This window comes from Qipengyuania pacifica, from assembly GCF_019857205.1.
GTDB lineage: Bacteria > Pseudomonadota > Alphaproteobacteria > Sphingomonadales > Sphingomonadaceae > Qipengyuania > Qipengyuania pacifica.
Genome location: NZ_JAHWXO010000006.1, coordinates 133,689 through 146,044, shown reverse-complemented (window position 1 = coordinate 146,044; position 12,356 = coordinate 133,689). Strand labels below are relative to the sequence as shown.

At 59.8% G+C, this 12,356-nt stretch carries 14 protein-coding genes; 7 read left to right on the top strand and 7 right to left on the bottom strand.

Translation table 11 applies throughout. From position 1 onward, the window contains the following. Positions 1 to 22: 22 nt before the first annotated feature. Complete coding sequence (locus tag KYK83_RS11390; protein WP_222828324.1) at positions 23 to 1,051, bottom strand: LacI family DNA-binding transcriptional regulator; 1,029 nt, start codon at positions 1,049 to 1,051, stop codon at positions 23 to 25. Between the two features lie 130 nt (positions 1,052 to 1,181). Here KYK83_RS11390 and KYK83_RS11385 point away from each other — a divergent pair, with 130 nt between their 5' ends. From KYK83_RS11385 to KYK83_RS11365, 5 genes are all read left to right on the top strand, one after another. Then, entirely contained in the window at positions 1,182 to 1,487 is a 306-nt protein-coding gene (locus tag KYK83_RS11385) for a hypothetical protein (protein WP_196846826.1), read from the top strand. Positions 1,488 to 1,626: 139 nt separating this feature from the next. Continuing rightward, positions 1,627 to 3,135 carry a flavin-containing monooxygenase gene (locus tag KYK83_RS11380; protein WP_222828323.1) on the top strand — a complete coding sequence of 503 codons (1,509 nt, stop codon included), beginning with the start codon at positions 1,627 to 1,629 and terminating at the stop codon, positions 3,133 to 3,135. A gap of 32 nt (positions 3,136 to 3,167) precedes the next feature. After that, complete coding sequence (locus KYK83_RS11375) at positions 3,168 to 3,926, top strand: competence/damage-inducible protein A (RefSeq protein ID WP_222828322.1); 759 nt, start codon at positions 3,168 to 3,170, stop codon at positions 3,924 to 3,926. Between the two features lie 51 nt (positions 3,927 to 3,977). Beyond that, positions 3,978 to 4,946, top strand: a complete 969-nt coding sequence (locus tag KYK83_RS11370) for a polysaccharide deacetylase family protein (protein WP_222828321.1) — start codon at positions 3,978 to 3,980, stop codon at positions 4,944 to 4,946. Further along, on the top strand, positions 4,943 to 5,869 hold the full coding sequence (locus KYK83_RS11365; RefSeq protein ID WP_222828320.1) for a GNAT family N-acetyltransferase: 927 nt from the start codon (positions 4,943 to 4,945) through the stop codon (positions 5,867 to 5,869). Before KYK83_RS11370 ends, KYK83_RS11365 begins: the two co-directional genes overlap by 4 nt. An 83-nt stretch (positions 5,870 to 5,952) precedes the next feature. Here KYK83_RS11365 and rplA read toward each other — a convergent pair whose 3' ends face one another. Together rplA and rplK are read right to left on the bottom strand one after the other, a co-directional pair. Continuing rightward, complete coding sequence (gene rplA / locus KYK83_RS11360) at positions 5,953 to 6,645, bottom strand: 50S ribosomal protein L1 (RefSeq protein WP_103022418.1); 693 nt, start codon at positions 6,643 to 6,645, stop codon at positions 5,953 to 5,955. 4 nt (positions 6,646 to 6,649) lie between these two features. Next, a complete protein-coding gene (rplK, locus tag KYK83_RS11355; RefSeq protein WP_103022417.1) occupies positions 6,650 to 7,081 on the bottom strand; it encodes a 50S ribosomal protein L11 in 432 nt (143 codons plus the stop codon). Between the two features lie 248 nt (positions 7,082 to 7,329). On the opposite strand from rplK, the gene KYK83_RS11350 reads away from it, so the two are divergent. Further along, complete coding sequence (locus KYK83_RS11350; protein ID WP_222828319.1) at positions 7,330 to 8,328, top strand: retroviral-like aspartic protease family protein; 999 nt, start codon at positions 7,330 to 7,332, stop codon at positions 8,326 to 8,328. Here the strand turns inward: KYK83_RS11350 and KYK83_RS11345 are convergent, their stop codons facing one another. Continuing rightward, a complete protein-coding gene (locus KYK83_RS11345) occupies positions 8,329 to 9,255 on the bottom strand; it encodes a copper resistance protein B (RefSeq protein ID WP_222828318.1) in 927 nt (308 codons plus the stop codon). Beyond that, positions 9,252 to 10,988: a copper resistance system multicopper oxidase gene (locus tag KYK83_RS11340; protein ID WP_222828317.1), complete on the bottom strand. Its 1,737-nt coding sequence runs from the start codon at positions 10,986 to 10,988 to the stop codon at positions 9,252 to 9,254. Before KYK83_RS11340 ends, KYK83_RS11345 begins: the two co-directional genes overlap by 4 nt. A 69-nt stretch (positions 10,989 to 11,057) precedes the next feature. Here KYK83_RS11340 and KYK83_RS11335 point away from each other — a divergent pair, with 69 nt between their 5' ends. Beyond that, positions 11,058 to 11,336: a metal-sensitive transcriptional regulator gene (locus tag KYK83_RS11335; RefSeq protein ID WP_103022413.1), complete on the top strand. Its 279-nt coding sequence runs from the start codon at positions 11,058 to 11,060 to the stop codon at positions 11,334 to 11,336. Positions 11,337 to 11,429: 93 nt separating this feature from the next. Here KYK83_RS11335 and nusG read toward each other — a convergent pair whose 3' ends face one another. Then, positions 11,430 to 11,966, bottom strand: a complete 537-nt coding sequence (nusG, locus tag KYK83_RS11330) for a transcription termination/antitermination protein NusG (RefSeq protein WP_103022412.1) — start codon at positions 11,964 to 11,966, stop codon at positions 11,430 to 11,432. A gap of 30 nt (positions 11,967 to 11,996) precedes the next feature. Further along, positions 11,997 to 12,200 (bottom strand): preprotein translocase subunit SecE, encoded by a 204-nt coding sequence (secE, locus tag KYK83_RS11325; RefSeq protein WP_103022411.1) that lies wholly within the window; start codon positions 12,198 to 12,200, stop codon positions 11,997 to 11,999. Positions 12,201 to 12,356: the final 156 nt, after the last annotated feature.

Below are 12,356 nucleotides of genomic sequence, written 5' to 3'. Positions count from 1 at the left end.
CCCCTGAAAGCGAATGCGACGATCAACGCACACTGGCGCGTTCGACGAGGTGAACCTTGACACGTCGTTCGGGGCGATCTTCCCCGGATGCGAGAGCCGTATCGACCAGCGACATGCCGGCCTGAGCGAAATCGGGTTGTACGGTGGTGAGCGGGGGAGCGCTGAATTCGCCGGATCCAAGTCCGTCGAATCCGATCACACCGACCTGATCGGGCACTGCGATCCCGAGCGAGGCCAGTTCCTCCAGCGCACCGAGCGCCATGGCATCGCAGGCGAAAAAGAGCCCGTCGAACCCTGCGCCGCTGTCAGCCATCTGCCTGATCGCGTTGCGTCCTTGGGACACGCGATCCTCGCCGTCGCTGATGACCGGCTCGACCGGCGACAGGCCAGCCTGCTCCATGGCGTCGCGATACCCTTCGTATCGTTCCCGGAACTGACGCTGCGATGACGCCGTATCGCCGACGAAAACGATCCGCTCCGCCCCGCTACGCGCCAGCCGCTCGACCGCCAGGCGCCCGGCTTCCCGATTGTCGGAACGTACCCAGACGCTGTCGTCGAAAGGTGATCCCCAAAAGGCCATGCCTTTCGATTGCTCGGCGCAGGTGCGGAAATAATCCCATGCCGCCTCGTTGGTCGCCGTCCCGATGACCACCACGCCGTCGGCCTGCCTGCGGGCCACATAATGGCCGAAGAATTCCTCCGCTCGCGCCTGGAACGATACCAGCGCCTCGTACCCTCGCTCCGCTGCGGCGGCACAGGTACTGCCCAGCAGGCTGTAGTAGAACGGATTGATTGCCGCCGGCCCCTGCCCTTCGCGGCCGATCACCACGATGGCGATCGTTCCGGTTTCCCCGCGCCTCAGACCGGCAGCGCGCGCGTTGACATGATATCCCAATTGCTCGGCCGCCAGTTCGACACGGCGGCGGGTCGCTTCGGTGATCGTCTCGCTGCCCGACAAGGCACGGCTGACGGTCGATTGGCTGACCCCGGCCCGCTCGGCAACATCGATCGATGTCACTCTACGTAAAGGGGGTTTGTCGTTATTATTCATTGTTAACCGGCTCTCCCCTATGATCGATGCCCTAACGCAGCCGCTTCACGAAAGCGATAGCGAAGCATTTCTTGTCTAAATACTTCTGCCGTCGCTATCGTGGAAAAAAGGGTCACTACGAGAATCGGAAATGTCCAAGGAGTATCGTAGAGAAACGCGGCATACCGTCACTGTTGCAGGGCGCTATCGTGCGCGGCAAGGCGGCGCGCGCGATGTCTGGATCAAGGACATCTCCGAATACGGTTGCCGGTTTTTCGACAAGTTCTCGGTTCTTCAGACGGAAGCCGGAATCCTCGTCAAAGTCGGGAACGTCGGGCCGATCCCGGCTGACGTGAAATGGCGCAAGGGTCATGTCGTCGGCGCGGAATTCGAACAGCCGCTGCATCCCAGCGTGCTCGAACATATCATCCGCGAAATGGATCAGGGCGAAGAATAGACCTCTGGCGTCCCAATGTTCTCGCATCGTCCCGGCACATCCGCGTGGGCGACCGGGAAGCATTTAGGTTTCTCACTGCAACCGAGGCTGGCGCTGAAGCGAAGTCTGGGTTAGGCTCTTCCACACTTGGGAGAGTGACATGAAGAACACGGCGACCGATTTCGATGTTTTGATCGTCGGTGCGGGCATTTCCGGCATCGGTATGGCTGCGCATATGAAAGAGAAGGCGCCTGACCACAGTTTCGTCATCGTGGAACGCCGCGAAAGTCTCGGCGGGACCTGGGACCTCTTTCGGTATCCCGGCATCCGCTCCGACAGCGACATGCACACGCTTGGCTTCGATTTCGAACCGTGGCGCCATGAAAAATCGATCGCGGACGGTCCCTCGATTCTCGAATATCTCGAACGGATCGTTGATGAGCGTAAAATCCGTGACCATATCCGGTTGGAACACAAGGTCCTTGCCGCCGACTGGCGCGAAAGCGATGCACGCTGGCATGTCACGCTGGAAACCGGTGAAGGCGAGCGCAAGCATCTGACCGCCAACTGGCTGTATCTCGGCTCGGGCTATTACGATTACGACGAACCTTACGATCCGGGGTTCGATCTGGGCGAGTTCGAAGGGCAGGTTCTCCACCCCCAGTTCTGGCCGGATGATCTCGATTATTCGAATCAGGATGTCGTCGTCGTTGGCTCGGGCGCGACTGCCGTCACCATCGTTCCATCGATGGCGGACAAGGCGGCGAAGGTCACCATGCTTCAGCGCACCCCGACCTGGATGTTCAGCCGTCCGGCGAAGGATGCCCTTGCGAATTTCCTGCGCAGGATCCTGCCCGAGAAACTGGCTTACCGGCTGACCCGGTGGAAGAACATCACGATGCAGGATTTCGCCTTCAAGATGGCGCGCAACAAGCCGGAGAAGGTTAAGGAAGGGCTGCACAAGCGCATCCGCAAATCCATGGGTGAGGATTACGATCTGGCGCCGTTCACCCCGCCCTACAATCCGTGGGACCAGCGGCTTTGCCTCGTTCCGGACGACGATCTGTTCCAGGCGATGAAGAACGGGAAAGCCGAAGTTGTGACGGGTCACATCAAGGCTTTCGAAAAGGGAGGCGTCCGCCTGAAGGACGACCGCTTCCTACCCGCCGACATCGTCGTTACGGCGACAGGGTTGAAGCTGGCTGTCGCGGGCAAGATCGCGCTTTCGAAAGAAGGTCAGCCGATCGATCTCGCCCAGCACTTCTACTACAAGGGCTGCATGTTCTCGAATGTGCCGAATCTTGCAGTGGTCTTCGGCTATCTCAACGCCAGCTGGACGCTGCGCGCTGACATCAATTCGGATTTCATCTGCCGTGTTCTGAACGAAACACGCAAACAGGGTGTCGACGTGGCCGAACCGATACTCACGCCGCAAGCGGAAGCCGCGATCGAGGAAGACGATATTTTCGATTTCTCATCGGGCTATATCCAGCGCAGCAAGCATATCATGCCGCGGAACGCCGTGGCCTATCCCTGGCGCCTCAATCAGGAATATGTGCTGGACCGCAAGCGTATGAAGCAGGACGCGGTCGATGACGGGTTGCTCGAATTCCGTCGTCACGGGGCGAATGCGAAATTTGCCGATCAGCAACTGGAAGCTGCAGAGTAGCATTCGCCCGCCGACCGCGTTACGCCCTTCCCATGACCGAACGCATCTTTACCGCAGGACTTGTCATCATTGGTGATGAAATCCTGTCGGGCCGAACGCACGACAAGAATATCGCCCAGATCGCAAGCTGGCTTCAGATCCAGGGCATCAGGCTCGCCGAAGTGCGCGTCGTGCCGGATGTGATGGAACGGATCGTCGAAGCGGTGAACGCGCTGCGCGAAGGCAACGATTACCTGTTCACCACGGGCGGCATCGGCCCCACCCATGACGATATTACCGTCGATGCCGTGGCCCAGGCACTGGGTGTGAATGTGGTCGTTCATCCGCAGGCGCGTGCGATTTTGGAAAAGTACTATGCCGACAAGCCCGGCGGCTTGACGGATGCGCGCCTGCGCATGGCGCGCGTGCCCGAAGGAGCGGACCTGATACCGAACCGGATGTCGGGGGCGCCCGGCATCAAGATCGGCAATGTCCACCTGATGGCCGGCGTCCCGCACATCACCGCAGGCATGCTCGATGCACTTACCGGAACGCTGGAAGGCGGCGCCCCGCTCCTGTCGGAAACGGTGGGGTGCTGGACACCCGAAAGCGAAGTCGCAGACATCCTCCGGCAGGTCGAGAAGGCGCACGAACATTGCCAGATCGGCAGCTACCCCTTCTTCCGCGATGGGCGTGTGGGTGCCAATTTCGTGGTTCGTTCGACCAGCGCACAAGAACTGAAAAGCTGCGTCGACAGCCTCTGCGATGGCCTCGCGATGGCGGGGTTTGATTTTACCCCAGGCGGAATTTAAGAACATCCGGATCTGGAGTAACTGTTAACTCCCCTGTTGTAGGTATCGAGAATGACTGCAGTCTACATGACGATCGATACCGAATACTCCGCGCGACTTGCCACGCGCCTGGGCCTGCACGCGCGCCAGGAAGTCTTCGAACGCTCGATTACCTGCGTGACGGACTTCGGCGACGTGGGCATCGGTTACCAGATGGACGTGATGGAAGAGTACGGGATGAAGGGAATCTTCTTCGTCGATCCAATGCCGGCACTTGTCTGGGGCACGTCAGCCATCGCAGCCGTGGTCGAGCCGATCCTGAAGCGCGGTCATGAAATCCAACTCCACCTGCATCCCGAATGGCTGAAAATCGCAGGAGAAGCCAATCCCCTGCCCGGCCGGACGGGCCGCAACATGCATCAGTTTACGGAAGAAGAGCAGGTCGAACTGCTCGAGATCGCGCGCGACCACCTCATGCGTGCCGGGGCGCCCGCCCCCACCGCATTTCGCGCAGGCAATTACGGCGCCAACGATGCCACCCTTCGCGCGCTGGCACGCGTGGGCATCCGCTATGACAGCAGTCATGTCCCGGGGATCAGCCGGTCCGAATGCCGCATCTCGCTAAAGGAAACCGACCAGCGCGTGGTCGAGCATCAAGGCACCATCGAGGTGCCCGTCGGAGCCATTCGAAGCTTCCGCGGCAGGCGTCATGCGCAGATTACCGCCCTTTCGCATTGGGAGATGGCAGCCGCGCTCAACCACTGCCTGCGCAAGGACTATCTCCTCTTCAACATCGTGTGCCACAGCTTCGAACTGATGTGCCGCAAACGCAAGCGCGCCAACGCCATCATTCGCGCACGGTTCGAGAGGTTCTGTCGAACCATCGCCGAAACGCCCGGCGCAAAAGGGGCAACCTTCGCCAGCAAGCCGCCCCGTATCGGCGAAACGACAGGCGCGGCCTGTTTGCCGCAAAGCGAACTTCGCAGTGCCGCGCGCGTTGCCGAACAACTTGTATCGAACGCTATCTACGGGGCCTCGTGACTGGTTCGCAGCCGCAGGCTGCACCGCACCGGATTTCCTATACCATCGGTTCGCGTCGCCTGATTACAGTCGGACGCAATGTCATCCCAGTTGCCTTTTCGCTTACGGATGTGCTTGCAGGCAGGTTTCCTACGATCCCATCCATTACTCATGCTGATGGGTTCCGGATTCTCTCCGCGCCGCCGGCAGCAGAAGCAAAACTGCGCGACGCCATGCCGGGATTTCTCATGGGCGGGCGGGAAGATTACGAGCGCAATTACATCGACATGACCGGTAGTTACGATGATTACCTGGCGCGCTTTTCCGGCAAGACCCGCTCGACCTTGCGGCGCAAACGACGCAAGATGGAAAGCGAAAGCGGCGGATCGCTCGACCTGCGGCTATATTCCCGACCTGAGGAAATGGACGAGTTCGTCCACCATGCCGTTCCGCTATCGCGGATCACCTATCAGGCACGCCTGCTCGACGCAGGGTTGCCCGAAAGCGAAATAGCCCGCGCCGAAATGCGCGAGCTCGCCTGGCAAGATCGCGTCCGCGCCTTTCTGCTCTTCCTGAATGGCGAGCCAGTTGCCTATCTCTATCTACCGGTGATCGGCGAAACTCTGGTCTATGCCTATCTCGGCTACGATCCGGCCCACGCCAACCTTTCGCCCGGAACCGTGTTGCAAATGGCAGCACTCGAAAGGCTGTTTGCCGAACAACGCTACCGCTATTTCGACTTCACTGAAGGAGAGGGGGCACACAAGCGCCTGTTCGGCACTCACAGCGCACCCTGCGCAAGCTTTCTTCTGTTGCGCCCTACCTTGGCCAACCGTGCACTGCTGTCGAGCCTCAAGGCCTTCGACGCGGCGGTGGAAAATGCGCGATCACTGGCAGCGCGAACCGGGGCCGAGCACCTCCTGCGCCGCGCTCTACGCACATAAGAAAAGGGCCGGAAGGTTCGCACCCGCCGGCCCTTTCTGATCTGTCTCCGCCGACCTTGATCGGCGATCCGTCAACGCGGGAATTACGCGCCTTCGATTTCTTCGAGGTCGACCTTGAGGCCAGGCCCCATCGACGAGGTCAGCGTTACCTTGCGGACATACTTACCCTTGGCGCCGGAAGGCTTCGCCTTCACGATCGCATCGGTCAGAGCCTTGAAGTTCGTCTTCAGGTCTTCGTCCTTGAACGACAGCTTGCCGATGCCGGAGTGGATGATGCCCTGCTTCTCGACGCGGAATTCGACCTGGCCGCCCTTGGCGTCCTTAACGGCCTGCTCCACGTTCGGCGTAACAGTACCCAGCTTCGGGTTCGGCATCAGGCCCTTGGGACCCAGCACCTTACCGAGGCGGCCGACGACGCCCATCATGTCGGGCGTTGCGATCACGCGATCGTAGTCGAGATTGCCGTTCTGCATGTCTTCCATGAGATCTTCGGCACCGACCTTGTCCGCACCTGCGGCAAGGGCCTTCTCGGCATTGTCGCCCTTGGCGAACACGGCAACCTTGACGTCCTTGCCGGTACCGCTCGGAAGCGAAACCATGCCGCGGACCATCTGGTCGGCGTGGCGCGGATCGACACCAAGGTTCATCGCGACTTCGACGGTCTCGTCGAACTTTGCCTTGTGTTCACGCAGCGTGGCGAGAGCTTCGTCAACGCTATAGAGCTTTTCAGCGTCGAGCTTGGCGACGATCTGCTGCTTCTTGGTCTGCTTTGCCATGATCTTAGCCCTCCACCACGTCGAGGCCCATCGAACGCGCACTGCCTTCGATGATCTTGGTAGCCTGTTCGATGTCGTTCGCGTTCAGGTCGGCCATTTTCTGTTCGGCGATTTCGCTCAGCGCCGACCGCTTGATCGATCCGGCCGAAACCTTGCCCGGCTCTTTCGAACCCGACTTGAGCTTGGCGGCCTTCTTGATGAGGAAGCTGGCCGGCGGGCTCTTGGTGACGAAGGTGAACGAACGGTCCGCATAGACGGTGATCGTCGTCGGGATCGGCATGCCCTTTTCAAGACTGTCGGTCGCCGCGTTGAACGCCTTGCAGAATTCCATGATGTTCACGCCGCGCTGACCCAGCGCAGGGCCGATGGGCGGCGAGGGATTGGCGGTGCCCGCAGGCACCTGCAGCTTGATATAGCCGTCGATCTTCTTGGCCATAACTGGCCTCCTTTCTCACTGTCGCCCCGGCACTTTCGAACCAAGGCTCATGGTAAGCGGTCAGCGGCCTGCTGTTGCAAGCCTCCCGCACGATTCCCGAAGATGACTTGGGAAGGCGCGCACATAGCGTTTTCGCGTCTCAATGCAAGCAGTCGTTTCGCGTCCGGCCTTTGTCGAAAGCCCATCGCGTGCCACATTTCGCCGGTATAGTGTGAACTGGGATGAAACGATCTGCAAACTCAGCGATAATGGCTGCCCTTGTGTGCGCAGCTTCGCCTGGGTTTGCGCAGAATTCGGCAGCGCCTACCGGCAGTCTCCCAAAACCTCCCACGGCCGTCATCGACGAAGCGCTCGAGATCGGCGGCGAAGAAATTGCGGCAAGCAAGCTACGCAACCGAATGACTGTCGAAGTAAAGATCAACGGCGAAGGCCCCTACGAGTTCGTCGTCGACAGCGGTGCCGACAGTTCTGCGATAGGATCGGCCCTGGCGGGCAAGCTCGCTCTTCCGGCAACCGATCGCGCCTTGTTGCACAGTGTAACGGGTAGCAGCTTCGTCGATCGGGTGGTCATAGACGAACTGCAGTTGGGGCCTACGGTTACCACCGGCCTGGAAGTGCCGATACTCGACGAACGGGCAATGGGCGGCGATGGCATGGTCGGCCTGGACGCCCTAGTTAACCAGCGGCTGATGATCGACCTGGAAGAGCGAACCATCACGGTGGATGACAAGGTCGATTTGGGTGAGATCAGGAACGGAGTAATCGTCGTGACAGGCCGGCTTCGGCGCGGCCAGCTCATTCTTACGCAGGTCACGGCCGGTCGTCAGAAAGTCGAAGCGGTCGTCGACACGGGTTCAGAGGTCACGATCGGTAATCTTGCCTTGCGGGACAAGCTATTGCGCAAGCGCAAAAAGGCGTTCGCCACCATCAAGGTGTTCGGTGTAACAGGCCAAGAAATCGAAATCGAATTCGCAGTCATTCCGACTTTGAAGCTCGGTCCCATCACTCTGCAGAATGTGCCGATCGCGTTCGCCGACATCCCGCCGTTCGCCGTCTTCGGTCTTGAAAAGAAGCCCGCACTGCTGCTCGGTATGGATCTGATGGAGAGCTTCCGCCGCGTGTCGCTCGACTTCAAGGACAGGAAGGTCCGCTTTCAATTGCGTAAATGCCGACAGACCAGCACCATTCTTCGATCTGCGCGGGCAACACGGATCAGCACGACCGAGGAAAGCGCCTGCGCCCGCTAGTCAGAACCAGAAGCGAAGTCCGAACACAACACTGGTGACCGATACATCCCGGCCAGCCGCACGCGAGAAATCGGCGCCCCTGCCCACCTTCCATTCCTGTTCGACACCGACATAAGGCGCGAATTCCGGGACGAATTCATAGCGCAGACGAAGACCCGTTTCGATATGATCGATGCCGGCTCCCACACCCAGTTCGGGAATGTCCTGCGCCGACAGCGCCAATTCTGTGCGAGGCTGCAGAATCAGTCGCTGTGTAATACGCTGGTCGAGTTCCGCCTCGATTCTCGCCGTTACGTCCCCTTTGTTCGAAACGAAGGCTGCGGCGTCCAATTCAAAGAGATATGGTGCCAGCCCTTGCACGCCGATCACTGCGTGAGTTCGCGCTGGACTATTCAGATCCTGCCGGACGCCCGCCTGAAAATCGAACCAGGGGCCAATGGCGTGCGACCAGAGTGCCTGCACTTCGGCCCGTTCCAGCGGGCGGCCCCATTCACCCTCCCCTTCGCTTTTGACCCATATTTTGTCGATGTCGCCGCCATACCAGCCCTGCAGGTCCCAGAGAAATCCGTCGCGCCTCTCGCGTGTCCGCAATTCCAGCCGGTCGCCCTGTACCCACAGTAGCTGCATGCCACCATGCTCACGGGCGAGCGCTGCGCGGCTATCTTGCATTGCGTCCGCTCCCCAGATCGCATCTGCGGCTCGCGGAGGCCCATTGCCAGCCGAATCAGGGGGCCGCGCCAGCATTTTCGGCTCGGCCGCGTTTGGCGAATGCTGGTGGCCATGGTCCATTTCGGAATGGTCCACTTGCTCACGATCTACCGGCTGAGCATGTTTAGGTTCGGAATGGTCGGAATGCCCTTCGTGCTGGGCGAAAGCTGCAGTGCCGACATTGGCGCAGGCGAGCGCAAGGATAAGCGCGTATCTCATGCCTGGCCATCCGGTGAAGCAACCGTAACTACCTGAAACATGCCGGCATGCATGTGATAGAGCAAATGGCAGTGAAACGCCCAGTCCCCCGGCTCGTCAGCAGTGAGATCGAATGTCGCGCTGCCGCCGGGTTGCACGATCACCGTGTGCTTTTGCGGCTGGTGCATGCGATCAGCGCCGTTGACCAGTTCGAAAAAATGGCCATGCAGATGGATGGGGTGGGCCATCATCGTGTCATTCACCAGCTTCACACGGACCCGCTCATTATAAGCAAAACGAATGGGCTGGTCGGCGACAGCGCTGAACTTCCGTCCATCGAACGACCACATATACCGTTCCATGTTTCCGGTGAGATGGATTTGCATGTGGCGACTGGGCTTGCGCAGATCGTCGTTGGGTTCCAGCGCGGTGAGATCGCGGTACGTCAGCACCTTGTGTCCCACCTTGTCGAGCCCGAGACCCGGGTCGCCCATCCGATCGGCAGGATTTGCGCTGACCATGTCGACCCCAAGGCCGACAGCCACGTTCGGCGGCAGGCTGGATGTATCGCGCATTTTCATCGAGCCATGGTCCATTCGCCCGGTCGATGTGGTATGGCCCATGTTCGAATGATCGCCACCCGAATGGTCCATCCCGCCGTGACCCATGTCCGTCATGGTCAACAGAACCGGATCGCGCAGCGATGGCACCGGTGCCCGCGCACCGGCCCGCGAAGTAAGCGTGGCAACAGCCATGCCTGACCGATCCATTGCCTCGGCAACGATAGTATGCGCTTCGGCCGTCGGCTCGACGACGATGTCATAAGTCTCTGCCGTTCCGATCTGAAACTCGTCCACCTCTATCGGATGCACGTTCTTCCCGTCCGCCTGAACCACGCTCATCCGCACCCCGGGAATGCGGATGTTGAAGAAACTCATCGCGCTGCCATTGATAATGCGCAGGCGAACGCGTTCGCCCGGACTGAAAAGATATTCGAGGCTGTCTTCGGGCGCGTGGCCGTTGATGAGATAAGTGTAGGTCGATCCGGTCACATCGGCGATGTCGGTCGGCATCATTCGCATACCCGCCCACATCCTGCGATCGCTTCCGCTCAGGCGATAATCGTCCGTCCAGCTGGTCTTCTGACGGTTGAAATACTCCTCGCCCTTCTTGAGCTTTGCCATGATCGTATGCGGGTGAAGCGGGCTGAACTCGCTCAACAGCAGCACATAGTCGCGATCGGCCTGCACCGGATCGGGACCCGCAGGATCGATAATGATCGGGCCGTAATGGCCCGCCTGTTCCTGGAGATCCGAATGGCTATGCCACCAGTAGGTGCCCGACTGGCGCAGCGCCGGCAGTTCGTAGACAAAGGTTTCGCCGGGCTTGATGCCCGGAAAGCTTACCCCGGGCACACCGTCGAACTGAAACGGAAGGAGCAGGCCATGCCAATGTATGGACGTGTCCTGCGCAAGATGATTGGCTACGCGCAGGGCGACGGCTTCGCCTTCCTTCAGCCGCACCAGCGGGCCAGGCACGCTGCCGTTCACAGCAAAAGCGTGCCCACTTCGCCCGGCAACCTCGATTGCCCCCTGCCCAACCGCAAGGTCGATCACTCTGCCGGATACTTCGTCGAAGCCTTGCCGGATTGGTCCATACGGCATCGCCCGGGCCCACGCAGGAATTGCTGCAAGACCGCCAAGACCAACTGCGCCCTTGAGCATCGCCCGGCGGGTAGTAAATAATGCGCTCATTACCGTTGCAAACTCTCGTCTTGCAGCGCAGCTATACCCCCAGGGGGTATCACACAAGCAGGAATTCCCATGCCGGAAAAGTCAGCACAGCACCGGATCGTCGACCGGCTTCGCAGGGTAGAGGGTCAAGTGCGCGGGATTTCGCAGATGGTGGAAGACGATCGTTATTGCATCGACATCCTGCATCAGTTGCAAGCGGTGAAGTCCGCTCTGGCCCGCGCAGAGGACGAAATTTTGAAGAATCACGCCTCGCACTGTGTGGCCGAAGCTATCGCATCTGGCGATGCGGACGAGCAACGACAGAAATTCGGCGAACTGATCGATCTGTTCGCCAAGGCAAAACGTTAATTCCGGCGGCAACCACGGAACCTGACAGCGCAAACGGAAAGGCCTCGCCCGGCAGATCCGGACGGGGCCTTTCAAACGCGTTTGTCAGCCGTCTTACTTGACCAGTTCGACCTGTTCGAAGTCGAGTTCGACCGGCGTGGCGCGACCGAAGATCGAAACCGAAACCTTGACCTTCTGCTTGTCGAAATCGAGTTCCTCGACAAGGCCGTTGAAGCTGGCGAAAGGTCCGTCGAGAACCTTGACCTGATCGCCGATCTCGTAATCGACGCTGATGTCCTTCTTGGGTGCCGACTTCGCTTCTTCCACACCGCCGAAATAGCGCGCGGCTTCCTTCTCGGAGATCGCCTGCGGCTTGTTGTTGTTGCCGAGGAAACCGGTGACCTTGGGCGTATTCTTGACGAGGTGGTAGATATCGTCGGTCATGTTCAGCTTGGCCAGCACGTAGCCGGGCATGAACTTGCGCTCAATCTGGACCTTCTTGCCGCGCTTCACTTCGGTGACGGTCTCGGTGGGAACCTCAACTTCTTCGACGCCTTCCGACAGGCCCAGACGCTCGGCCTCGGCGATGATCGAATCGCGGACCTTGTTCTCGAATCCGGAATAAGCGTGGATGATGTACCAGCGTGCCATGTGTTCCTAACTACCCTGTCGAATTACTGCTCAGGCGACTGTCAGCAGCCAGCGCACCACAGCGCTGAACAGCGAATCGACGCCGAGGAAGAAGACCGAGAGAATGACCATCATGATGAAAACGAAAATCGCCGTGCGTACCGTTTCCTCGCGCGTCGGCCATACGACCTTGCGCCCTTCGGCCTGGACCTGCCGGAGGAATTCCGCCGGGCTGGTTTTCTTTTCGTCTGCCATCGCTCACGTCTCTCGCGTAAAAATCGTGCCGCCTTCCGCCACATCCCTTTCAGGTAGGTTCTCTCGCCGCCCCGGTTCAAGTCCGGGAGGGGCTTTTATCGATCCCAATGTCGGAAGACGGTGCAGCGTCTAGTTTGCCGCGCGCAAAAAGGCAAG